We start from the raw sequence: 23267 nt of genomic DNA, 5'->3' as shown, positions 1-23267 counted from the left end.
TGTTAGATTTTTACACAAGTGACAAGAGCATTGCCGGACTGAGTATCCCAAGGAATCAGCTTGTCGTAATCGTGCTCGAAGATATTAACCTCAAAGTAGGGCTTTAATATCTCGATTAACTCCTTAAACGAGAATGCCACCATCGGGTGTTCATCATTCCAAACTTGAGTTTCACCTGCAGTCGTTTTTTCGATACTAAGCTTTAGCGCTTGCTTATCACCGTGACCAGAGTAGTACCACCCTGAACGGAAGGTAAAGTCATCTTGTTCTTGGTTTGTGGTGTGTCGAACAAACAGATCATTGCTGATCTTATCTTTATCGACAACGTTAAAGCAGAACACACCGCCTTGTTTTAGCGCTTTGTGAACGCTAGCAATGCACTCTTTTAACTTCTCGATGCCATCGTTGTAGTGGATCGAATACAAGAAACAAGTAATAAGATCGAACGGCTCAGAGACTTCAAAATTACTCATGTTCTGAACAGAAAAGCTGGCTTCAGGGCAGCGTAGTTGAGCGATATCTAACATGGGTTGGTTTAAGTCAAGCCCGTTACTTTGATAACCATAATCAATAAAGTGACGAACGTGTGGGCCAGTACCACAACCGAGGTCTAGGTGAGTTTTTCCTTCATTTCCAAAAATCTGATGTAGCCTACGAACGCAGTGACTTTGCGCTTGGTAGTCAATATCAACACACATTAAATCATAGTAACCCGATAGGTCGGTATAGAGCGCGTTGGCGGACATGTTTGCCTGCAGCATTTGCTGAAAAAATTGGGGTGGCGCATCATATACCGAAATGTGGAATTCGCAATAAAATATTCAACATGCTCATGCACTTTAATTCCAACTTTGTTACTAACTAAACACTGATGATTCACTGTTAGGAGTATGGAAAAATATCATCAAAGCGAGATAGCTTCAGCCGTTACGAACACGCTTCGATACAAACCGATTCATTATTTATTGAAACTTGGTTTTTGCCGTTTGCTTTTGCTCTATAAAGTGCGTCATCGGTGACTTTAATGAGAGTATTGACTGAGTTCGAGGAATGACAAATATATCGACTGGTCATTCCAATACTGACACTGGACCTAAACGGACGGCGATTAGCACCAATAAAAATATGTTGATTAAATGAATGACAAATACGTTCACCAATGATTTGGGTATACGCAGGTTTCGCATTAGGAATGAACACAATAAACTCTTCACCACCCCAGCGTCCCACTACGCCATGGAGCAATTCAACGTGAGTTTTTATAGTGTCAGCTAAGTGCTTAATGACAGTGTCACCAACGGTGTGACCAAACTGATCGTTTATCAACTTAAAGTCATCAATGTCAATCAACATACAAGACATTTCGATTCTCTGATTCATTGGCTTCTTTATCCAATCATAAATCGCCCGACGATTGAGTGCCTGCGTTAAGTCGTCATGCATAGCACGATGCAGTAATTCTTTTTCCAACAATACTTTATCTGTCACTTCTTCAAGAATGACTTGAATGGCGTCTTCACCTTCCCAGTTAATCACGTTGTCATAGAGATTGAAGTATTTGTAGGAGTCATCAAAGCAATGGTTGGTAACCACGGAACTGAAGTTGGGTGTGTTGCCATTGAGAATGCTCTCGTAACGTCTGATTGCAATTGGTCGCTCTGCTTCAGGAATGATTGAAATGATTGAATCCATCGCAAGCACTTGCTCAATGGATTTGGCACCTTGTTGTTCAACCCAAGCTTGGTTAACCATCAAAGGTTTGAAGTTTCTATGAATCAAAATGCCTTGCTTCGATGTACTGAGTAGCTTTCTATACATACGATCGGTTTCGTGGCGTTGACGTTGCGCTTCTACCACAGAGGTGATGTCAATGATGTTCACTTTAAGAGCGGGCTTGTTATTCAATTCAACAATGTTCGATAAGCAAAATATGGAGATATTACGGCCATGAGTGGGAATGTCTGTGTACAATTTTCCTTTCTTAAGCTTGCCTTTTATTGCTTCTAGATAGCGTTGCTTGACTAGATTTTGGTAACTATCAGGTACCAAGGCATATACAAAATCAACATTGCGTAATAACTCACCACGGTTTTTATAACCAAAGATTTGAGCGATCTCGTTGTCGACATCAACAACTCGATGATCTTGAAGTGTCATACACCCTTGTGCTGAGTCGAAGTTTTGACAGGCCAAAGTGGTGGTTAAATCTAGTTGAATACTCATATCTACCGGATTACTTATTCGTTAACTGAAATAGGTTTTTCTCACTCGATGTAGCGACCCCAAGGTCTTTGCGGAGCTCTTTTATGACGAGACTAGATTGGAAAATTATGGTATCTAGGTAAACTAAGTGTGACATTTAAAATTTTATGATAAATCAGTAATTTTACTGGTTTTAACCCAGTTCTTGAAAAGGAAACAATTCAGGAAAGTAGATCAGTAATTAAAGCTAAATAAGCGAGCTAAACAAGGAAAGTTAAGACAATGGAATCAGCACCAAACGCAAAGGACTCTGTGGAAATCGGTACTTCAATAATCATCAAGCTTGATGACTTATCGGGTGGGGAAGTAATAGGCTTACTAGAAGAGCATCTCGCTGATATGTACGCAACATCACCACCCGAAAGTGTTCATGCTCTGGATCTGGATGGGCTCAAGTCGCCAGAGATTACCTTTTTTAGTGCTTGGAAAGACAGTCAATTGCTTGGGTGTGTTGCGATTAAAGAGTTAAATACCCAACACGCTGAACTCAAATCGATGAGAACCTCACAGTTTGCTCGAAAGTCAGGTGTTGCTAGCCAACTTTTACAACATGTATTGGATACCGCAGCCATTCGCAAGTATCAGACAATCAGTTTAGAGACAGGTTCAGAAGACTACTTTAAGGCGGCGCGTAACCTGTATGAAAAGTTTGGCTTTGGATACTGTGAACCATTTGCAGATTATATATTGGACCCGCACAGCCAGTTTATGAGTATCGAATTGTGTTAGAAGTGACTACATCGCAAAAAGAGATTCCCTATCACGTTCGTTCCTCACTGTAGGGAATGACGGAGGGGGTGTACCTCGCTTTAGAGAATGACGGGGTTGTAGCTTCTGTAGTCAGAAATAACGAATACAATATTCACGCTATTTCCTCTCGTCATTCCAGGACTGGGGTGACTTTATTCCCCAGCGTCATTCCAGAACCGAGGGACGAGGTATGTGGAATCTCTAACCGCAAAGAGAGATTCCCTATCACGCTCGTCCCTCGCTTTAGGGAATGACGATTATACGGTCAATGACCAATGGCTAAAACGTTAGCGAGTTTCTAGCTCTGCGAAAATAGCTTCAGCATCCACAATACTTCCTGAGATAGAAAGTGTGTTGAACGGAACCAAATCCTCAGGGCTAGAAGGCTTTTTAACTAACAGCTCTGGGTAGACTTTCGATTCGCCCATCAACATTGCCTTAAGCTCTTTGACGGATAGGTCAGGGTAGCGAGACCAAACTAATGCCGCGACGCCGGACACGACAGGTGCAGCCATACTTGTGCCACTTTTCGAACCGTAGGTGTTTCCCGGAGTGGTTGATAAAATGCGGTACCCAGGTGCAAACACATCAACTGATTTCTGGCCGAAGTTACTAAAGCTCGCCACTAACGTTTCGTCGGCATATTTTGCTGATGCACCCACATCTAACCATGTTGAAATAGGCTTTGAACGGTAGTGCTTCGCGTAGCGGTTTGGAAAGCTTGGTTTGATGTCGTTATCGTTACGGCTGTTCCCCGCAGAGTGAACGATCAAAACGCCTTTACGAGCCGCGTAACGGAATGCGTGGTCGACGATGTATTTACGTGGCGAGTAGCTTTTACCAAAGCTCATGTTAATGATCTTCGCGCCATTATCGACGGCGTAACGCACTGCATTGGCAATGTCCTTGTCCCGCTCATCGCCATTTGGCACCATACGTACCGCCATGATTTGAGCATGATCTGCCACACCATCAATACCCACTGAGTTGTTACGCTCTGCAGCGATGATTCCAGCAACGTGTGTACCGTGCGAACCAACAGGGCCTTTCACATCGTTGTTGCCGTAGCCTTTTTCCCAAGGGTTCGAGATGTCATCCCAAACAATATCGCCACGCGTGTCGAGCTCTAAGTTAAGGTGGAAATCCAGAGAGTCTTGGTAACGGCTACGACGTGATTCCAGATATTCAAATGAATACCATGAATCAAACACACTCAAAAGCCCTTCAGCTGCAGTAACGACGCTAGCATTCTCACTATCTAACAGTGTTTTCAGACCGTTAGTAGAAAAGTCTTTTTGATCGACGAACTGAAGAATCTGTTCTTTGAACTCATTGGCTTGGTCAGTTGCTGTCGTTACACGATTCAACGCATCTTGGTCATCTTTTAGAGACGACAAGTAATCGGATTCAACATCTTGATAATACTCACGTTTCTTACGCGGAATCCAATGTCCGTTCTCTTTTAACTCAAGGTACTTTTTGTATTCTCTAGTGACTTCTAGTGTGTCTTGGTTAACGTTAATGCCTAACGAGTTACCCAAAAAGTTCCAGCCGTGGACATCGTCAATGTAACCATTGCCATCATCGTCAATCCCGTTGTCTGGGATCTCGTCTTCATTGGTCCAAAGTTTGTTTTTGAGATCTTCGTGTTCAACGTCGACACCTGAATCAAGAACGGCAACGATGACTGGTTGTGGTTGAAGAGGGGGCATCAAGTAGTCATATACCACATCAGAACCCACACCCTGAATTCTTGTGTAGCTTGCCGTTAAGTTAAACCAATCACCGCGCTGTTCATCAGCGTTGCTCATCATTCTCATTGAGAAAAATGAAGGTAGAATAGTTTCTCGCGAGTAATCCTCAACAATTGTCCCTTTTACATCTTGGATGAAAGGTGAGTTGGCAGGTTGTGGCTCTGGGCTACTCTCATTAAGAGCCGAGGCAGATACTTGAGCCGAAGCCATAATAGCTAAAGAAAGCGTGGTAAGTCTGTGTCCGTGATTCATCTGTGTTGCATCCTTATCATTGTGAGACTGAATAGTTGTGCGACTAGAACTGACTCCTTAGCGAAGCTTTATGAAAGCACGCAGTCAGTTCTGTGAGAGGGAAATGCCCGCTCAAAAGCAATCAAAAGATAATATGCAATCAGACTTGTATCATTCGTTTGATCAATGAAATGGTAGGAAGGTCTCACTGTGATCGATTTTAAAGTCTCAAAGTTTGAGCTAAACTCTATTAATAAAACCAATATTTATAAAATTAAGAATTGGGATTAAAGGTGTTTAGAATCAATTGATTAGTATGTTAATTGCAGGGGGTGGTTTTGGCTCTCACTCAGCTATTGAAGTGCTTTTGAAAGAGCCAAGATCAAGGAGCTTAGTCGTCGTGAGAGCTAAATTCAAAGTTTCCGTTGACGGCAAAATGGTCTGAAAGGTGCCAACTTCCCCAAGTGTCAGAGCTCAACCTTTGATGAAGCTTGACCGTATTAGTATTACTTGTTGCTCGTCTATGCACTCTGCTAACAAAAACGTAATCCAGATACTCTACATCAGCGCCACCTGAATACTTATAAGCGGCATACGGGTTAATCGTCGGGTCAAAGGTTGCATTGGTGTAGCCTCTGAATTCTGGAGGATCAACATCCAACGTAGCTAGCATTAGAAGGTATTCCACGAAGTCGCTATTTTTATCGATATTGAAGTCTCCAGCATAGATAACCGCTTCGTTGGAAGGTATGCCTTTAGTCAGCATAAAGGTTCGCATCAGCCCTAGCTGTAAGCGTCTTAGTCTTTTGGCCGCAGGCGTATTGAATGATGCTAGGTGCGTGTTGAATATATGGTATATCTGACCATCTTTGTCGATTTTTGTGTAGACGACGCCTTTATCTGCGTAACAATCAGTCCCGGAGCAGTGTTCAAAAACTATACTGTCGGTTTCAATAATTGGATAGCGACTAAAAGTGACTACGCCTCCGTCGTACATCGCACTAGTGCCACCTCCTACTACCTCTGTTCTAAATGCATATTCCTCTGCTAGAGCGTTGAATAGGATCTCTCGGTCTGAAGAAAAAGCTTCTTGAAGTGTGAGTACGTCATATCCGGAGAGAGTGTGGTCCAAGACACTTGCACGACTTGTAATGTTTGATGATACGCCGGGGAGCATCCATAGGTTATATGACCCAACGTTCAAGGTATTTGGGTCTTGATCAAAATCATTGATCGTATGTTCTGAGACTACAAATTCAACGTCGTCGAAACCTGACGTGTATATAGCCTTAACACCGAACTCAGAGTGATATCCATCTTGGTTATAACGATGAAGAATATATGGGTTGTAGTCGGTCATCATCCCTTGATCTTTATACCCATAAGACAACGTTGAGCCTGAACCGTGACCAACTAACCTAAGTTGACTTACAGGTTCTTGCGGCTTAGGTTCCCAAGAACCTTCGTTTGTTAATCGTGAAATTGTTAGGAAGTAGTCATACGTTGCGCCATTAACAAGCCCATAATATCGATTAAAATCAGCTACTTTAGCTTTTTGATAAGGCCAAATAACTAAGTCATTTTCAGTCAACCTGTATTGGTAACCGTTACTTACGGGTTCACTGGAGTCTATCGAAAAGTTTATTAATATGGGTTTGTCGGTGCGGTTTATATAGTAAAGTGATGTTGCGAGTGCTTGGCTGGCTATTGCCCAAATTATCAGTGTTGAACACAGCTTTTTAATCATGTTTCTTCCTTTGATTACATTCCTAAAATCGAAAACAGAAAGTAGCCCTGGTATGCATTCAGTTGCAAATTAAAGATTTTGGTTTTGTGCTGTGTAACGCGCATGTGATCATATTGTAAATTTTATGAAAAATTACTCTGTTTTATAGTAACTTATGATTATTCTAACCGATTCGAAGTACATTCTATGACGACTTATTTTGCTGGCTTCTCTCTGGGGCTTTCGCTAATCCTTGCGATTGGTTCTCAAAATGCGTTTGTTTTAAAGCAAGGTCTAAAGAATCAACACGTATTGGCAGTTTGCGCTGTATGTGCAATTTCTGATGCCTTACTCATTAGTTTTGGTGTAACAGGCTTCGGCGCAATCGTTAAGCAATTCCCACAAATTGAGCAGTTCGCCCGTTATGGTGGGGCTATCTTTTTGGGTGTCTATTCATTCTTAAGCTTCCGCTCAGCATTCACTGAAAATCACGCCTTAGAAGCCACTGCTGAAACCAAAGACTCATTAACTAAAGCGATGGCGATGTGTTTGGCGTTCACTTGGTTAAACCCACATGTTTATTTGGATACGGTTGTTCTATTGGGTTCTATTTCAACGCAATACCAACCGAATCAAATGTTGTTTGGTGTTGGTGCAGTATCGGCGTCGTTTGTGTTCTTCTTTTCACTTGGATATGGCGCACGCTTCTTGGCTCCAATGTTTAAGAACCCGAGAGCATGGAAGGTGTTGGAGTTTGTCGTCGGCATGATCATGGCGTCTATTGCAATATCTTTGATCGTTTAGCCGCTCGTAATTAGGCATTCAAACATATTATCTAAAGTTCCTACCGAAAGTGACGACTTAAAGTGACTGCCTTTAGTTGCCTTCGTATTTAATTATTTCCACAAAAATGGAATTATTTTTCGTCTTTCGGTTTTGGCGTTCGTCTTAGGGGTACAAATACAAATTAATGACCTAATTCGGAGTAAACCATGATTAAACTTGTTAGCTTTAAAAACTGCCCATTCGTTCAACGTGTAATGGGTGCTTTGGTAATGAAAAATGTCCCATTTGAAATTGAATACATTGAGCTAAACAATAAACCTCAATGGTTCCTAGATATTTCGCCAAACGGACAAGTGCCAGTATTGATTACAGAAAATGACACAGTTCTGTTTGAGTCAGATGCAATTGTTGAATACTTAGACGATAAATATGCGCCGATAGAAGAGGTGTCTCCAGAGCAAAAAGCACTAGATCGCGCTTGGTCTTATCAGGCAAGCAAACATTACATGCCGCAATGTGGAACGATGGGCAGTAAAGATAAAGAAACCTTTGAGACACGTTTAGCGAATCTTCAAAAATCCTTCCAAAAGGCCGAGAACAAGCTTGGTGACAGCGACTTCTTTAAAGGCGATTACATCTCTAACGTCGACATCGCTTGGCTACCACTGTTACACCGAGCGTCAGTGATTAAAGAAGGCTCCGGTTTTGATATGCTTGAAGGCTTTCCGAAAGTACAGAAGTGGCAAGCGGCGCTGATTGAATCTGACTTGACCGATAAAACCGTTCCTGCGGACTTTATTGAGAAGTTCAGCGGCTTCTATTTAACGAATAACTACTTGGCTAGTCTCGCTGAAGTTCGTTAATAATATAGATTAAATTGAAATATAATTTAATAGCAGGTCGTTCCAAATAAATACCCTCCCAAAATTAAACTAATTCTTCTCTTTATATCTTTTATTGTAAAAAGAGAGGAGCAGGATGAGTTTTTATATTTAGGCGTGAAGATTTAGGTTGTTTTTGAGAACGAGTAACAATTTAGTTAGTGCTGTAACGACATGATTATAAACAACTTAATTTTTATTATGCTCAGGTTTACTATCAGGTTTATACGTATTTTAGTACTCGTTACGCCGCAGGAAATACATCTGTCTCATAAATAAGACTGGATTAAATATCTATGATTGTTCGTTTGATGACCTAAAAATCTTGTGATACCTTCTCATTCGCTCCTCAAATGAACGGTGTTTTATTATTCATTAGGAGTTGATTATTTAATTTATTTTAAACAGTAGCGCAACAGGTGAAATAGTGTCGGAAACTATTGGCGGTTGATCAACGTTGCTGTAGGACAGACAAAAAAAGGGTATTTTCATGCTTAAATCATCATTTCTATTGGGCCTAGTTGGCTTAGTTTCACTTCCTACACTTGCTGCCGGTATTGAGGGCGGTCCATACATTGGCGCAGGCCTTGGTGTGTATCAAGACTCAGACACTGACGGCGCAGGTAATTTAGATGCTGAAAGCATGGGGTACAGCCTTTACGGTGGTTACCAATTTAACCGTATTGTTGGTATTGAACTTGGTTACACGGATTACGCTGACTACGAAAAGTTTGGTACTAAGCTGCTTTCACCAACGTCTTTGTCTGTTGCAGCAAACGTAGGTTACACATTTGATAATTCAATTCGTCCGTTTGTAACCGCAGGTCTGAGCTACGTAGATTTGAACTCTAGCAACAGTGCTTTTTACGGTGACGATTCTGGTGCAGGTTTCCATTTTGGTATCGGTGTGGAATACAACCCAGTGGAGAACTTAACGCTTCGCCTGATCTCGCAAGCAGATGCTGTGAACATAGAAAACTACGCTTATATCAATGGCAATAAAGTTCGTCTAAGCAGCAAAGATGTAGCATTTAGCACAGTAACACTGGGTGCTTCGTACAATTTCTAATGGCTTCTGTTAAATAGCTTAAAGCTAAAGCTATGGACACCTAAACCGCTCTAACGTTGAGCGGTTTTTTTATGTCAAAAATAACGATTGGTCACGCTGTGGGCGGAGTTGGTCCAAAGCCTGAAATTAGTTGGTTTTCACAAGCTTATAAAAGGGAATTATGTCGACTATTTTGGTAGATTAAAGGTATTACCGACTTCCAGTGAGCAGCAATGAAGATTCTTCACACGTCCGATTGGCATCTTGGCCAAAACTTCTACAATAAAAGCCGTAAGAATGAACATGAACGGTTTTTACAATGGTTACTTGAGCAAGTTACAGAGCACGACATCGACGCGATCATTGTTGCTGGCGACATTTTCGATACCAGCACACCGCCGAGTTACGCTCGTGAGATGTATAATAAGTTTGTGGTCGATTCGAACAAGATCGGCTGCCAATTGGTGTTGTTAGGTGGAAATCACGATTCAGTCTCTGTGCTTAAAGAGACCCAACAGTTACTCAAATACATGGGTGCAGACGTGATTCCTAATACCAATGAAGATCATGCGACTCAGGTTGTCGAACTAAAAGGCAAGAACGGCGATGTAGAAGCGCTGGTTTGTGCTATTCCTTTTATTCGCCCTCGCGATGTGTTGACCAGTCAGGCGGGTGTCACCGGTGTTGAGCGCCAAAAACAACTCGGCGAAGCGATTAAACAGCACTACCAAAGTGTTTATGATGCCGCTGTAGAAAAACGTGCGACGTTTGAAAACAGAGAGCACATGCCGATTATCGCTACGGGTCATTTAACGGCGATGGGTGTTCAACAATCGGATTCTGTACGCGACATCTATGTCGGCAACCTTGATGGTTTTGCCGCTGATGGCTTCCCAGACGCAGACTATATTGCACTTGGTCATATCCACCGTCCACAAGTGGTGGCAAAGCGTGAATACATTCGTTACTGCGGCTCACCAATACCATTAAGCTTTGATGAACTTAAATCTCAAAAGCAGGTCTGTGTGGTTGAGTTTGTTGAAGGCGAGCGCACCATTTCTCAATTGCCAGTTCCAACGTTCCAACCCCTAGCTGAAATCAAAGGCGACTTGAGCGAGATCGAATCTCAACTGAATCAATATATAGGCTTAGATAGCGACCAAAGCGTGTGGTTATCGATAGAAGTGCAAGCGCAAGATTACTTGTCGGATCTTCAAGAGCGTATGCGCACACTAACCGAAGGTTTGAATGTGGAAGTGCTTCAATTGCGCAGAGCAAGAGAGCGTCGCAATCAAGCATTAGAGCAAGAGTCGGCAGAAACGCTGTCAGAATTGAGCCCGATGGACGTGTTTACGAAGCGTATTGCCTTAGAAGAATTTGAAACCGATTCTGAAAAAGCGCGTTTAGAGCGCATGACGGTGAAGTTTAAACAAGTGATGGTTGAAGTGTCTGAGAGCGCTCAAGCGCCAAACAAAGTAGAAGAGTAACCAGTATGAAGATTTTAAGCCTAGAATTTGAAAACCTGAACTCTTTGAAAGGGCGTTGGAAGCTCGATTTTACCCAATCACCGTTTGCGGAAAATGGCCTGTTTGCGATTACTGGCCCAACAGGAGCGGGTAAAACCACCATTCTTGATGCGATTTGTTTGGCGTTGTTCCACCGCACGCCACGTTTGAAGAGTATCGCCAAAGGCAACAATGAATTAATGACGCGTGGCACGGGTGAGTGTTTCGCTGAGCTGGAGTTTGAAGTGCAGGGCAAAACGTACCGCTCGAACTTCCATCAAAAGCGTGCTCGCGGAAAACACGATGGCGCATTACAAACGCCAACGTGTGAGTTTGCTGATGCTGACACCGACAAAGTCTTAGAGACCATGCTGACCAAGAAAACCAAGTTGGTGGAGCAGGTAACCGGTCTCGATTTCTCACGCTTCACCAAATCCATCATGTTGTCACAGGGTGAATTTGCGGCATTTCTTAATGCCAATGCTAACGACCGTGCAGAGCTACTTGAAGAGCTGACGGGAACAGAAATCTATAGCCTGATTTCCGAGCGTATCTACGATCATTTCAAGTCTAGTGAGGAGTCGCTTAATCACCTCAAAGCAAAAGCTGAGGGTGTGAGTTTGCTGTCTGAAGAGCAAATCCAAGAGCTAACCGCAGATCGAGAAACGTTAGAAGCCGAGCAGAAGCGTTTGTCTGAGCAGTTAAAAGAGTGGCAAGCGCATCTAAGCTGGTGGAAAGACGTGACCAAAGCTGAGCAAACTATTGCGACCAGCGAACACGATCTTAAAACAGCTCAAGATGAACTAGACCGTAATCAACCCTCACTCGAGCGTTTAGCAAACAGTGAACCGGCTGAAAAACTGCGCCCAATGCACAAAGATTTAAAGCGTTGCGAACAAGAGGTGAGCACTACTCAAGCTCACTTAGATAACAGCATCAAGTTACTTATTGTTCGTGATGAAGAAAAGCAAGATGCGCAAACGAAACTGACGCAAAGCGGTGTGATTGTCGAACAGGTTAAACGCGAGCAACAAGATCAAGAGAAGATCATTGATCTAGTGCGTCCGCTAGACAACCAAATTACCGTGCTTAAAGATAAACAAACTGTGGCCGTTAATGCAGCGAATACGCTGAACGAGCAACATACTCAGCAGCGCAATCAACAGGCTGTTATAGTCCAAAAAACAGAGGCACTGAAGCAACAGGACCAACTCAGCACTGAGTACCTAAATACACATCAAGCTGAGCAATATTTAGAAAAATACTTAGGCCAGTGGCAAGCCAAAGTTGAACAAGTTCGTACCCTAGAGCGTCAGCATTCAGAACTACTAAACTCAGCGAAGCAAGCTTTGTCCGCAGTGGATGCTCAGCAAGCGACTATCAAAACTGCTCAAGAAGTAAAAGTAACGCAAGACAAAGCATTAGCAGAATCGGTTGTGTTAGAGAGTAGTGCAAAACAACAGTGGGAAGCATGGCAAGGCAACACTAGCGAACAAGTGTTGAATGCGCAAAAAGACCTGCTGGAGTTCTGGAATCGTAATACGCACTCGTTATTGGAAATTAATCGTGGCTTCCTAAATGCTCAACAACAGTTGCACGCGAAAACACAGGCACATCAAACTAACAATCAGTTGGTCGACAAACTTTCGAAAGAACGTGAAGTGCTGGTGAATCGATATAAAGAGAAAGAGACGTCTCTTGAGCGATTAACGCGTTTGATTGATCAAGAAGGCGAATTAGCGAAATACCGTGCAGCTTTAGAATCTGGATCTGAGTGCCCACTGTGTGGTTCAACAGACCATTCGATCGAGCAGTCGCAAGATATTGCAAATCTGGTCTCGCAAAAAGATCGGGAAAACCTAGAGTTGGCAGTCATTAAGAAAGAAGGCCAAGAGCATCGTCAGCAATTAGATTCTCTTGCCCCTATGATTGCAGCGCTTAACGATGACATCCTGCGTGCACAAGCGGATATTCAACAAGCCCAACTGAATTGGCAAGGCATTGTTGGTAAGCTTCAACAGGGCTTATCAGATTTCGCTGGCACGGCTCCAGAGCTAGCTCTGCTAACGATTAACGATTTAGGCAATGAAGCTACGGTCGCGACCTTTGCTCAGCAGTGTGAACTTCAACTAAGTCAGATCTCGCAGCAACTGAAAGCATTGGGTGATGCCAAAGCGCACTATGCGGAAGCTGAGAAACAACGCTTGTCTGTAAGTGTTATGGCTGACAAGGCGCAATCTAACCTTGAGTTGGCCGAGCAACGCTTAGCTGATCTGAATAAGCAAAACCACATTACAAACGAACAAGTAGCTAAGACAGCTCAAGCGAAAGATCAGCTATGGCATTCGTTGAAAGAGAGCATTGTTCAAACCGCTATCGAAGCACCTGAACTTGAACATATCGATGATTGGTTTACTGCGAAATCACAAGCATCAAGCACATGGCAGCAAACCAAACAGCAACAGGCCGATATTGAGAAGCAACTGATTACTCAAAATGCCGAATTGAAAACCTTAGATGACAAGCTACGTAGCGCAGAGAAAGAGCTCGCGACACTGACGCAAGAGAGTGAGTCTCTAGTGTCAGAGCTCACTCGTGTAACTGCCGAAAGAACAAAGTTATTTGGTGACAAAGACATTCAAACCACCAGTAATGCGATGAAGCAAAAAGTCACTGAAGCGGTTAGTGTATTTGATGCCGCTCAGTTGGTGCTTAACCGTTGCGAACTTGAACATCGAACTGAGCAAACTAAACACACCAGCTTCTCTGAAGAGCTGACCAGCAAGCAGTCAAATAACACACAAGTGTCGAATGCTTGGTTAGAAGCGCTGAAAACTAGCCCATTTGAAGGAGAGGCTGATTTTGAAGCAGCATTATTAGACGAAGAGGTTAGAACTCAACTTCAAAGCCAGAAGAAGTCTATAGATGAAGCGATTGTCAGTGCACAAGCTAGGTTGAACACTGTCAAGGCGACGGAGGTGGAGCTACAAAACCACGAAAATGCTAAAACATGGCAAGAGCAAGACCAACAACAAGTTGAACTTGCGACGACTGAATGCCAAAACGCACAACAAAGTCATGCAACAAAGATCGGCGCGATTTCTGCCAATCTTGAAACTGATAGCCAGAACCGCAGCAATCAGCAAGATCTGTTCAAGCAAATCGATGAGCAACAAGTCGAGTTTGATGATATCTCACGTCTTAACTCGCTTATTGGTTCTAAGAACGGCGACAAATTCCGTAAGTTTGCCCAAGGTCTAACGCTGGAAAATTTGGTGTACCTTGCGAATAAGCAGTTGCAGCGTTTGCATGGTCGTTACGAACTTAAACGTAAAGCCGACGATGGGTTAGAACTGCAAGTGCTGGACACATGGCAGGGCGATGTGATGCGTGACACTAAGACGTTATCAGGTGGCGAAAGCTTCTTGGTGAGTTTAGCGTTGGCATTAGCGCTTTCTGATCTTGTCAGCTACAAAACCAGTATTGATTCATTGTTCTTGGATGAAGGTTTCGGCACCCTTGATAGTGACACATTGGACATTGCCCTAAACGCTCTCGATAACCTGAATGCGTCTGGAAAGATGATTGGTGTTATTAGCCACGTTGAAGCACTGAAGGAGCGAGTGCCCGTTCAGCTTAAAGTGACAAAACACTCTGGCTTAGGTGTGAGTGAGATGGAGAAGCAGTACAAGGTTGTCGCTTGATTGGATTAAGCGGGTTTAGTTGAATTTGAGCAGAGTCGGTTCAGATAAAGCCGAATCCGTTTAGATAAAGCAGATCCCCGACTCAGTCGTTCCTCCTTCTCGAGGATGACGGAGTCGGGCTGTTATCAATCACTCCGCCGCCACTCCTTAAAGTCAGGAGCGTTCAAAAAGTAGCCGTCACTCCCTAAAGTGAGAAACGAGCGTAATAGGGAATCCCCAGTAAACGCAGGAAGTGGACTCATCCAAAAGGAAACGACCATGCATAAGAAGCCTCATTTACCGACCAAGACATGTCCCGTTTGCCAAAAGCCTTTTGCATGGCGTAAAAAGTGGCAGCGTTGTTGGGACGGTGTTATTTACTGTTCAGAACGTTGTCGTCGCAACAAGTCTTAGTCTTCATACACTCGAATACATCAAACTATTCTCTATCAGCCAAGTCCGGTAAACCGATATTTCCTTCCTTTGTTATCATTTTGATGTTCCTTTAATCGTTTGGTCATTCATTTCTTAAGTTAATATTTCTATCTGTAAGATAAGTGATGTATAAAGGCGGCATGAAGATACCTAAAAGAATACAGCCTTTAGTTGACGATGGTTTGGTCGACGAGGTGACAAGCCAACTCATGAGTGGCAAAGAAGCATCGGTGTACATTGTGCGCTGCGGCGATACGATCCGTTGTGCCAAGGTATATAAGGAAATTAGCCAACGTAGTTTCAAAAAAGCGACTGCGTATCGTGAAGGCCGAAAAGTACGAAACAGCCGCCGTGCTAGAGCGATGGAAAAAGGTTCTGGTTTTGGCCGTGAGCAACAAGAAAAGGTTTGGCAAAGCGCTGAAGTGGATGCCTTGTATAAACTGGCAGAAGCGGGCGTTCGTGTACCTGTGCCTTATGGTTGCTTTGATGGCGTGCTGCTTATGGAGTTGGTCACTGATGACGAAGGCTATGTTGCCCCACGTTTGAACGATGTCGTTATGTCAGCAAAGCAAGCGATCGAAGACCATGCCGTGATGATGACTTATGTGGTTAAAATGCTGTGTGTTGGTTTGATCCATGGTGACTTGTCTGAGTTCAACGTATTGGTGGATGAATACGGCCCGGTAATTATCGATTTACCGCAAGCGGTTGATGCTTCGGCTAACAATAATGCCGAGTGGATGTTGGCTCGTGACATCAATAATATCCGTGATTATTACGCTCAGTTTGCTCCTGAATTGGCGAAAACCGAGTATGCTAAGGAAATGTGGGCGCTTTACGAGAAAGGCGACCTAAAGCCAGACAGCAAGCTAACAGGCGAGTTTACGGAAACGGACGATTTGGCCGATATTGAAGCCATTATGCAAGAGATAGACGCTGCGCGAGTTGAAGAACAACACCGACGCGAGCGAGCTAAAGAAGAGAAAGAAGGCGTCGACGACAGCAAGTTCAATTGGGCTGAGTAATCGTGATGATCGGCTTAGAGCTTTAGTTAAATAGCAGTCATAACGCCTGAAAAAATTTATGCGTTCTTTCTAAAAAATAACCCAATAGAGCAACACTCTGTTGGGTTTTCTTTTTTAGCACTTATCAAAGACGACGAGTGGTATTGGTTTCTACCAACTTAACTGTTCACCATCGTAAGCGTAGAAGTGCCCGCTTTTGTCTGGTGTGGCAGTGCGAATGATATCGACCAATTGATGGGCGACATAGCTCGACTCAAACAGCTTACCTTCAGGGACATTAGTCTGGAAAGGCTTCGACAGAGCTGTATCTGTTGTGCCTGGGTGTAGCGCCAACACCGTGCCTTTCTTAATGGTGCGTTGCCATTCAATCGACATGGTTTTGATAAACATATTGAGCGCCGCTTTCGACGAACGATAGCTATACCAGCCGCCTAATCGGTTATCTGAAATGCTCCCGACCTTTGCGGAAACCACGGCAAACTTTGGATTGTCGCTCGTTTTAAGAACAGGTGTGAAGTACTTTGCCAATAATAAGCTGGGCAGAGTATTCACTGAGATGTTTTTCAGGAAAAACTCAGGGTCAATGGACGCCAGGTTCTTTTCCGGACCAAGGTCTGGAGTGTGAAGCATACCCACGCAGTTTATCAACCAATCAAGTTGTTCAAACTCAGAACTCAAACGTTTGATATCAGCTTCTTTGGTGGCGTCAACTTTGTGCCAGTTCAAGCGACTGTTTTCAAGTTCCGGCTGTTGAGAGTGGAAAGTCGCGTCTACATGCACATCAAGAAAATCAAACCGAGACAGCTCAGATAATAGGTGTTTAACCACAGCAAAGCCGATACCGCCGCTTCCGCCAACCACCAATATGTGTAGTCTGAGTTGCTCAACCATTATAAATTCTCCAAGTTTGTTATTCGTTGTTCTGCAGTATCGAGTATTGCTTGTTGCTCTTGCTCGTCCATATTGTCCCAAGAGCGATATAGCATGCCCATGCGTGGGTTTCGGTTTAACTCATCGCGATGTTGGTTCATAAAGCGCCAATACAAACTATTGAAAGGGCAGGATTGCTCTCCACTGCGCTCTTTTATTTGGTAATGACAGCCTTTGCAGTAGTCACTCATGCGATTGATATAGGAACCGCTGGCAGAGTATGGTTTGGTTCCGACGATCCCGCCATCCGCAAACAGTGCCATACCTCGCGTATTTGGCATTTCAACCCATTCTATCGCATCGACGTATATGCCGAGGTACCAACTGTCGACTTGGTCAGGATCTATGCCTGTGATTAAGCAGAAGTTGCCAGTGATCATTAACCTTTGGATGTGGTGCGCGTAAGCAAATTCAAGGGATTGATCAATCGCATGCTTCATGCAGTTCATCTTGGTCTGTCCGTCCCAAAAGTAGTGAGGCAGGTTGTTGTTTGCTGAGTAATGGTTTTTGTTGGCGTAAGCAGGCATATTCGCCCAATAGACGGCGCGTATGTACTCTCGCCACCCCAATATTTGACGGATGAATCCTTCGACCTGTGCGATATCGATAGTGGTAGCGCCTTGCTTTGAAGAGGCGTGATAAGCTGAGAGTGCCGCATCAATGACTTCTCTAGGGTTGAGCATCTTGCTATTCAATGAGAACGAAATACGACTGTGATACAAGCTCCACCTAGAGTCGTGTTCTGTAGTCATCGCATCTTGAAAGTGCCCAAATAACGGTAAGCAGACTTGGCAGAAATGAGCGAGCAGAGATAAACTTTGTGCGCGGTTAACTGGCCATAATAATTGGTTGCCGACTTGACCAATGGTTTGTACGTGGTGGCGTTCTATTCGCTGCAAAATGTCGGTTATGTCATTGGTAAACATCAGAGGTTGAGGCAGTTTTTCAATGTCTTGCTTCCTGAGCTTCTTTCGATTGCTCGCGTCGTAATTCCATTTGCCACCAACGGGCTTTCCGTCTTCTAGCAAAATGTCGAAACGCTTTCTCATTCGGCGATAGAAGTGTTCCATCATGATGCGCTTATCTTTCGGAAACTGTTGTTCGATCTCTTCGAATGGAAAGAGGAAGTGTTCAGTATCACAACAGCCTTTGGCTGCATTGGTGAGTTTGAGCTTGTTCATCTGCTCTAAGAGGCGATATTCATCTGGCCTTTGATATTCAAACTTCTCTGCGCCGAATTCGTGTACATAGTGCTTAAGAAGTGTATCTAGGTTTTCAAATTGGGCTGTGTCATCTAAGGTCAAGTGAAGTACTTGATGGCCTTGTTGTCTCAGCTCGTCAGCGAAGTAACCCATCGCACAGAAAAATGCGGCCACTTTTTGAATATGAGATGCGACGTAATCCGTTTCTTGTTTTAGCTCAGCAATCATGTAAACAACGCCATCATCAACCTGTCGAAACCATGAATGCTCTATGTTTAGTTGGTCTCCTAATACAAGTCTTACCGTTTTAAATTTCATAATGCGTCCTGGTTTGTGAGGCTTGTTGAGACTGCGTTACTGCCTGTCCATTGATTAATGAAGGCATGGTCTGGGTCGTACATTTCAGTTTGCTTGGCTAAATCAAAATGGCGGGATTTAGGCTGTGTATGGTTGTTATTTTGATTGTTGTGGGCTGGTTTATTGAGAGCCCCTGCGATATACGCCCAATTTCCCCAGTTTGACGCCACGTCATAGTCGACAAGTTGGCTTTCGAAATAGGCTGCGCCATGTTGCCAGTCGACGCCCAACTCGTAAATCAAACAGCTTGCGGCTAACTGCCTTCCGCGATTCGACATGTAGCCCGTAGCATTAAGTTGGCGCATACATGCATCGACAATCGGATAGTTGGTGTTACCGCTCTTCCATTTGGCAAAATTAAGGCTTGCCGATTGAGTGATATTTTCTGCTGTAACGGGTTTTGTGTATGAGCCCGTAAATAGAGATGCCTTCAACGACATGCTCTTCCAATAAAAATACTCACGCCACAACAGCTCGAAATAGATCCAATAGGTTGAATCGTTGGGCCCATGATGCGACTCAAATCGCGTGAGGTGTCTGCATATTGTTTTAGGTGAGACACAACCTAATGCGAGCCACGGTGAAAACTTGGTCGAGTTTTCGATACCGTCCAGTGCATTTCTTGTCTGTTTATAGCAGCTCGCGTAATCCTGTGAGAAGTAGTGTTCGAGATGCAGTAATCCCGATGTTTCACCGCCTTTGAGGCTGTGGTTTCGTGCCACGTTGCCAATCTTGAAAAGGGTTTCTTTGGAGTTACAGTGTGACATTTTTGTTAGGTCTGGTGCCGGTGGTAAATCGGTTATGGTCAAACTTTGTGTATCTATAGCCAGAGGCTCAATGAGTTTTCTGAATTTGGTAAACGAACGGGGGAATTTTTCTAACGTGAAAGGGAAGTCATCGAGTTCAAACAGAGGCGAGTTATGAGATTGAATCGCAGTTAAGTTGGGGCAGTCAGTCAGCGTTGACTGCATTAGCTTTTGCTCGTCATAGCCACAGTGAGCATTCGCAAATAAGTGAGTCACGTTTAGTTCAGAGATCATTTCGATTAGCGAGTCTTTTACGTTATCGCTGTGGTCTCGGCCTTGTGTTAGGACGATAAGTGTTTGTTCTAACGTGCTGAGGTTAATTGCAAGGTCGCTTATCGACTGTGAAATGAAAGCCGCGCGGGGAGCGCCATATTGTTCTTCTTGAGCGAATTGTGAAGAATAGTGAGACAGAACTGGTTCGACAGCGACACAAACAAGCTCATCGACGATTTGGCTTGCTTGGTAAAGTAGCGCATTGTCGTTGATTCTTAAGTCGTTGGTAAAAAGATAGAGACCAATCTTTTTCATTACTTCCACTCGCGATTTGTTAATTATTAGACGCTTACGAGTTGATAGGCTGACAAGATCACAAATGACTACTCTAAGTTGGAAATAGCAGATTTCGGTCAGGATGAGTGCGTTGAAGAGGATATCAAGCCAACCAATAATACCGATAGAGGTTGGCAATGCAGGTTATTTTTAAGTGTCGAACTGCAGCTTCTATTCCATAGGAACAACGAGAATATCGATAGGGGAAGTATCGATGATCTGTTTAGAATGGGAGATGAGCTTATGCCAAAAATCATGGTGATGGCCACACAGCAATAGGTCAACGCCATTTGCTTCGATGGCATTTTTGAGCTTATCGTTCAAATCACCCGTTCCCACGAAAATGTGCTTGATTGGGTGCTTGGCGTACGCCTCAAACTCTTTCAAATGCTTTACGGCATCTTCATTGATCGGTAAATCACCATCATTTCCTTGTATATCAACGAGCTCTGGGTAAATTTCTCCATGCGTACCATCGATATAAACAAATGAAATGCCAGCCTCCAGTTTATCAGCGAAGAAGGTCGCTCTATCAATGAGAATCTTGGTGTCGTCAGACAGTTCAAGTGCGACCAGAATATGTCGGTAATCCATAATTAAAGCCTCTTGTTGTGAGTTATGTAACAAGCATAGTTTTTGTTAGAGCAAATGATATCGAAGAGATCTCATATTGCGTAAAATTATCATTCAATGTTCTTCTAAGCACTATCGTATTTATATCGCTTTGATTGATAAGAAATTTACAAAAGGTTGATATAGTGGTTGAAGCGTTAGCTTATGCTCTTAGATAGGCTTGATAGTTCAATGCGCCAATAACGAAGAGGCATCAATGACAGCACTACTAACCATTCCCACTCGAACATTAGGTTTCGACTACGATATTGAGATCCGAGATTGGTCTCAAAAACTCGTCGGCTTTCATGTGTTCGAAGATGGTAGACGACCACTTGATGGGGGCATTGGGCTTAGCCTAAACCTCGTTGAGCAGTTTGATGTGAATGGTCGCTGGTTAGAATCCTTGCCTGCTCGTTATCGTGAAATCACCGACGACTTTCCAGAGTATCAATACCAAATGTTGTGGTTAGCTGCGAACACATACGAAGCTGCACAGCTACTTGAACTAAGGCCTGTTATTCTGGCGTTGATCTGCATGAAATACAGCGTCGATAATCAGAAAGCATTGGCACTAAGTCGCTTAGGGCAAAAGAAGATCCTTGCTAAGTTGGGCTTAGACAGCAGTAAAGCGACACTCAAATTCATCGACAAGCTAGAATTGCATTACAATGTTGGTGATGAGCTTGACCACATTGTTCGTATTCTCGAACCGCTGCAAAGACGAGTTCTTAAGTTTAAGCATTACTCAAAAGTTGGATACACAGCCCTACGTTTGGACCAAGTTCATCCATTTCTAACCGGCAGTCGACTAGGGATTGCAATGGTGGAAGAGGGCAGACTTAATGCACCGTCTAAGATGGCAATGTTCCAAGATGCGATATTGCTAGGGCAAGACTTAGAGATGGATGATCCTCTGCGCGCTATTACTAGTCAGAACTCTTTTGCGATGTTTGAACAGCTTCATGACCGCTGGACGGAGCAACGTCAATTGCGTCGTTTGGAGGGTAATCGCTTAATGGATAAAGACATCCCTTATCCCGTTCCTTTGTTAGGTAATGACAATATTCATCCTCTCACGGATTATTACGACCTTGAACATGAAGGTATAGAGCAGAAGCACTGTATTGGTGTGTATCACAATCGAATCATGAGCGATCGTTATGTGGTGTTCCGCATGCTCAAACCTCAACGTTTAACCATAGGTTTACGCCGCGTTCCGAGCAAAGCATTTCCGTTTGAAATCGACCAAATCTGCGGAAAACGAAATGCACCGCCGTCGGAATCCGCTCGCCAAGTTATTCACGACTGGTTAGAAGCGAGTAAGCAACAGTATCCTAAGCAATAGCCATGAAGTAGAAGGAATACAGGATGTTTCAACAAGACGATCTTTGCCCGAATTGTGGTTTGATTATTGTGATGCCTACGGATCTACAAGGTGGTGCTTAGGATGCGGCGAAGAGATTAATCAAGACCCTGCAGACGACTATGACGAAGAAGAGTAGCTTTATCGACTCTGATATAAACCAAGGCTAGGATGGCCAAATCACCCTTTTCAAAGGACGGAAAAAATGCAGAAAGTGATCTTTAGAAATTGCGATGAAAGCTCTCCTTATTGGAGTGAATTAGAAGGCTTTTTTCAAAGCGAATGGTCGGGTTTCAAGTTTAAAGACACCTATGAAGAAAACGTAAATCTCCCTCCGGTAATCACAGTACTTCGCGATAATGTGGTCATTGGTGGTTTGGCGTATTCCTATTTTCAGGAACCTCATCAAGTTCGGGATGTGGTTTGGATTAATGCTGTTTATGTTGATGCTCAATGGCGTGGCCAAGGTATTGCAAGTGAATTGATTAAACGTGGTGTCAGACAAGTATCTTCTACAGTGCAAACTCAACTCTACGCTTACACCAATGTCATGGGACTTTATCAAGGGCTAGGTTGGTCAGTTGTTGACATCGAATCAGAGCCAAACCATAAAGTGATGAGTATTGAGCTTAATCGATAGGCTCACAATAAAAACCTATTGTGTGGTATCTGCTTTTCAAGTAATGAAGTGCTCGCTGTATCCACACCTCATAACTCTGTTAAATTTTCGTTTGAAATTATGCATATATCGCCTTTAAATCAAACAACTCGCTGTCGATTAAAACGATCACGACGATTTATTGCAGCAGTTGTTGAGCACAAAGCCTATATTGACTAGAATGACGCACTTTTTTTATTTACGTACATACAGGTAATGAACATGAGCGATACTAATTCAAGACCAGCTTTACCAGATCATCTTGCAGGTAACCCACGCAGCCCACACCACGTTGCTGAGTGTTTCGAATACCCAATCGGCATTCGTCTAAATGGTAAAGAGCGTACTGATGTTGAAGAATACTGCATCAGCGAAGGTTGGGTTAAGATCCCTTCTCCAAAAGCGCTAGATCGTTTTGGTCAGCCAATGCTTATTACTCTAAAAGGCACTGTAGAAGCTTTTTACATCGACGCATAATCATTTCGTGTGGTGAGCTAATACTTCGTGTAATTAGCTAACGTGTGTCTCATTAGCCAATACAAAACCACCAAGCGTTATTACCTAAAAGGGTCTAGAGAAATCTAGACCCTTTTTGTTTGCATTGATTTTGACGAACTTCTTTAATCGATAGCCCAAACCACCTTCATAACTCCACAGATTCAACCAAAATTGTTGTTATTCACTATGCATTTGCAGTAATA

19 protein-coding genes are annotated in these 23267 nt (G+C 43.4%); 11 read left to right on the top strand and 8 right to left on the bottom strand.

The window, feature by feature from the left end:
- Nucleotides 1-2 precede the first annotated feature (2 nt).
- Both CWO27_RS18185 and CWO27_RS18180 read right to left on the bottom strand, forming a co-directional pair.
- Nucleotides 3-746: a class I SAM-dependent DNA methyltransferase gene (locus CWO27_RS18185; RefSeq protein WP_055318724.1), complete on the bottom strand. Its 744-nt coding sequence runs from the start codon at nt 744-746 to the stop codon at nt 3-5.
- A 181-nt stretch (nt 747-927) separates the two neighbouring features.
- On the bottom strand, nt 928-2223 hold the full coding sequence (locus tag CWO27_RS18180) for a sensor domain-containing diguanylate cyclase (protein WP_102433449.1): 1296 nt from the start codon (nt 2221-2223) through the stop codon (nt 928-930).
- A gap of 261 nt (nt 2224-2484) precedes the next feature.
- On the opposite strand from CWO27_RS18180, the gene CWO27_RS18175 reads away from it, so the two are divergent.
- Nucleotides 2485-2991, top strand: a complete 507-nt coding sequence (locus CWO27_RS18175; protein WP_102433450.1) for a GNAT family N-acetyltransferase — start codon at nt 2485-2487, stop codon at nt 2989-2991.
- 308 nt (nt 2992-3299) lie between these two features.
- Here the strand turns inward: CWO27_RS18175 and CWO27_RS18170 are convergent, their stop codons facing one another.
- Nucleotides 3300-5018, bottom strand: coding sequence for a S8 family peptidase (locus CWO27_RS18170; protein WP_102433451.1), 1719 nt, complete (start codon nt 5016-5018; stop codon nt 3300-3302).
- A 370-nt stretch (nt 5019-5388) separates the two neighbouring features.
- The gene (locus CWO27_RS18165) at nt 5389-6744 is read right to left on the bottom strand and encodes a sphingomyelin phosphodiesterase (protein ID WP_102431776.1); all 1356 of its coding nucleotides are present in this window, start codon (nt 6742-6744) and stop codon (nt 5389-5391) included.
- Between the two features lie 186 nt (nt 6745-6930).
- Here CWO27_RS18165 and CWO27_RS18160 point away from each other — a divergent pair, with 186 nt between their 5' ends.
- The 7 genes from CWO27_RS18160 (at nt 6931) to CWO27_RS18130 (ending at nt 16086) form a co-directional block, all read left to right on the top strand.
- Nucleotides 6931-7527, top strand: a complete 597-nt coding sequence (locus tag CWO27_RS18160) for a LysE/ArgO family amino acid transporter (protein ID WP_102431777.1) — start codon at nt 6931-6933, stop codon at nt 7525-7527.
- A 188-nt stretch (nt 7528-7715) separates the two neighbouring features.
- The gene (locus CWO27_RS18155; RefSeq protein WP_102431778.1) at nt 7716-8372 is read left to right on the top strand and encodes a glutathione S-transferase family protein; all 657 of its coding nucleotides are present in this window, start codon (nt 7716-7718) and stop codon (nt 8370-8372) included.
- A gap of 508 nt (nt 8373-8880) precedes the next feature.
- Nucleotides 8881-9459: a porin family protein gene (locus CWO27_RS18150; protein WP_102431805.1), complete on the top strand. Its 579-nt coding sequence runs from the start codon at nt 8881-8883 to the stop codon at nt 9457-9459.
- A gap of 212 nt (nt 9460-9671) precedes the next feature.
- The gene (gene sbcD / locus CWO27_RS18145) at nt 9672-10925 is read left to right on the top strand and encodes an exonuclease subunit SbcD (protein WP_107899326.1); all 1254 of its coding nucleotides are present in this window, start codon (nt 9672-9674) and stop codon (nt 10923-10925) included.
- Nucleotides 10926-10930: 5 nt separating this feature from the next.
- Nucleotides 10931-14647 carry an AAA family ATPase gene (locus CWO27_RS18140; RefSeq protein ID WP_107899325.1) on the top strand — a complete coding sequence of 1239 codons (3717 nt, stop codon included), beginning with the start codon at nt 10931-10933 and terminating at the stop codon, nt 14645-14647.
- Between the two features lie 258 nt (nt 14648-14905).
- On the top strand, nt 14906-15040 hold the full coding sequence (locus CWO27_RS18135; protein WP_080967357.1) for a DUF2256 domain-containing protein: 135 nt from the start codon (nt 14906-14908) through the stop codon (nt 15038-15040).
- 161 nt (nt 15041-15201) lie between these two features.
- Entirely contained in the window at nt 15202-16086 is an 885-nt protein-coding gene (locus tag CWO27_RS18130; protein WP_102479319.1) for a PA4780 family RIO1-like protein kinase, read from the top strand.
- 150 nt (nt 16087-16236) lie between these two features.
- On the opposite strand, the gene CWO27_RS18125 is transcribed toward CWO27_RS18130, so the two are convergent.
- The 4 genes from CWO27_RS18125 to CWO27_RS18110 all read right to left on the bottom strand — a co-directional run bounded on the left by CWO27_RS18125 (nt 16237) and on the right by CWO27_RS18110 (nt 20524).
- On the bottom strand, nt 16237-16977 hold the full coding sequence (locus CWO27_RS18125) for an SDR family oxidoreductase (RefSeq protein WP_048658630.1): 741 nt from the start codon (nt 16975-16977) through the stop codon (nt 16237-16239).
- Nucleotides 16977-18536: a cryptochrome/photolyase family protein gene (locus CWO27_RS18120; protein ID WP_107899324.1), complete on the bottom strand. Its 1560-nt coding sequence runs from the start codon at nt 18534-18536 to the stop codon at nt 16977-16979. Before CWO27_RS18120 ends, CWO27_RS18125 begins: the two co-directional genes overlap by 1 nt.
- Nucleotides 18533-19909, bottom strand: a complete 1377-nt coding sequence (locus CWO27_RS18115) for a DASH family cryptochrome (protein WP_107899336.1) — start codon at nt 19907-19909, stop codon at nt 18533-18535. Before CWO27_RS18115 ends, CWO27_RS18120 begins: the two co-directional genes overlap by 4 nt.
- A 192-nt stretch (nt 19910-20101) precedes the next feature.
- Entirely contained in the window at nt 20102-20524 is a 423-nt protein-coding gene (locus CWO27_RS18110; protein ID WP_017063967.1) for a universal stress protein, read from the bottom strand.
- Nucleotides 20525-20759: 235 nt separating this feature from the next.
- Here CWO27_RS18110 and CWO27_RS18105 point away from each other — a divergent pair, with 235 nt between their 5' ends.
- The 3 genes from CWO27_RS18105 (at nt 20760) to CWO27_RS18095 (ending at nt 23043) form a co-directional block, all read left to right on the top strand.
- Entirely contained in the window at nt 20760-21890 is a 1131-nt protein-coding gene (locus tag CWO27_RS18105) for a PcfJ domain-containing protein (protein ID WP_107899323.1), read from the top strand.
- Nucleotides 21891-22113: 223 nt separating this feature from the next.
- Nucleotides 22114-22548, top strand: coding sequence for a GNAT family N-acetyltransferase (locus tag CWO27_RS18100; RefSeq protein WP_107899322.1), 435 nt, complete (start codon nt 22114-22116; stop codon nt 22546-22548).
- Between the two features lie 240 nt (nt 22549-22788).
- On the top strand, nt 22789-23043 hold the full coding sequence (locus CWO27_RS18095) for a DUF3297 family protein (protein ID WP_017059204.1): 255 nt from the start codon (nt 22789-22791) through the stop codon (nt 23041-23043).
- The last annotated feature ends 224 nt before the right edge of the window (nt 23044-23267 follow it).

The sequence above is a fragment of the Vibrio sp. 10N.286.51.C3 genome, from assembly GCF_003050065.1.
GTDB classification, from domain to species: Bacteria; Pseudomonadota; Gammaproteobacteria; order Enterobacterales; family Vibrionaceae; genus Vibrio; species Vibrio crassostreae.
This window is presented reverse-complemented; position numbering and strand designations above follow the sequence as displayed.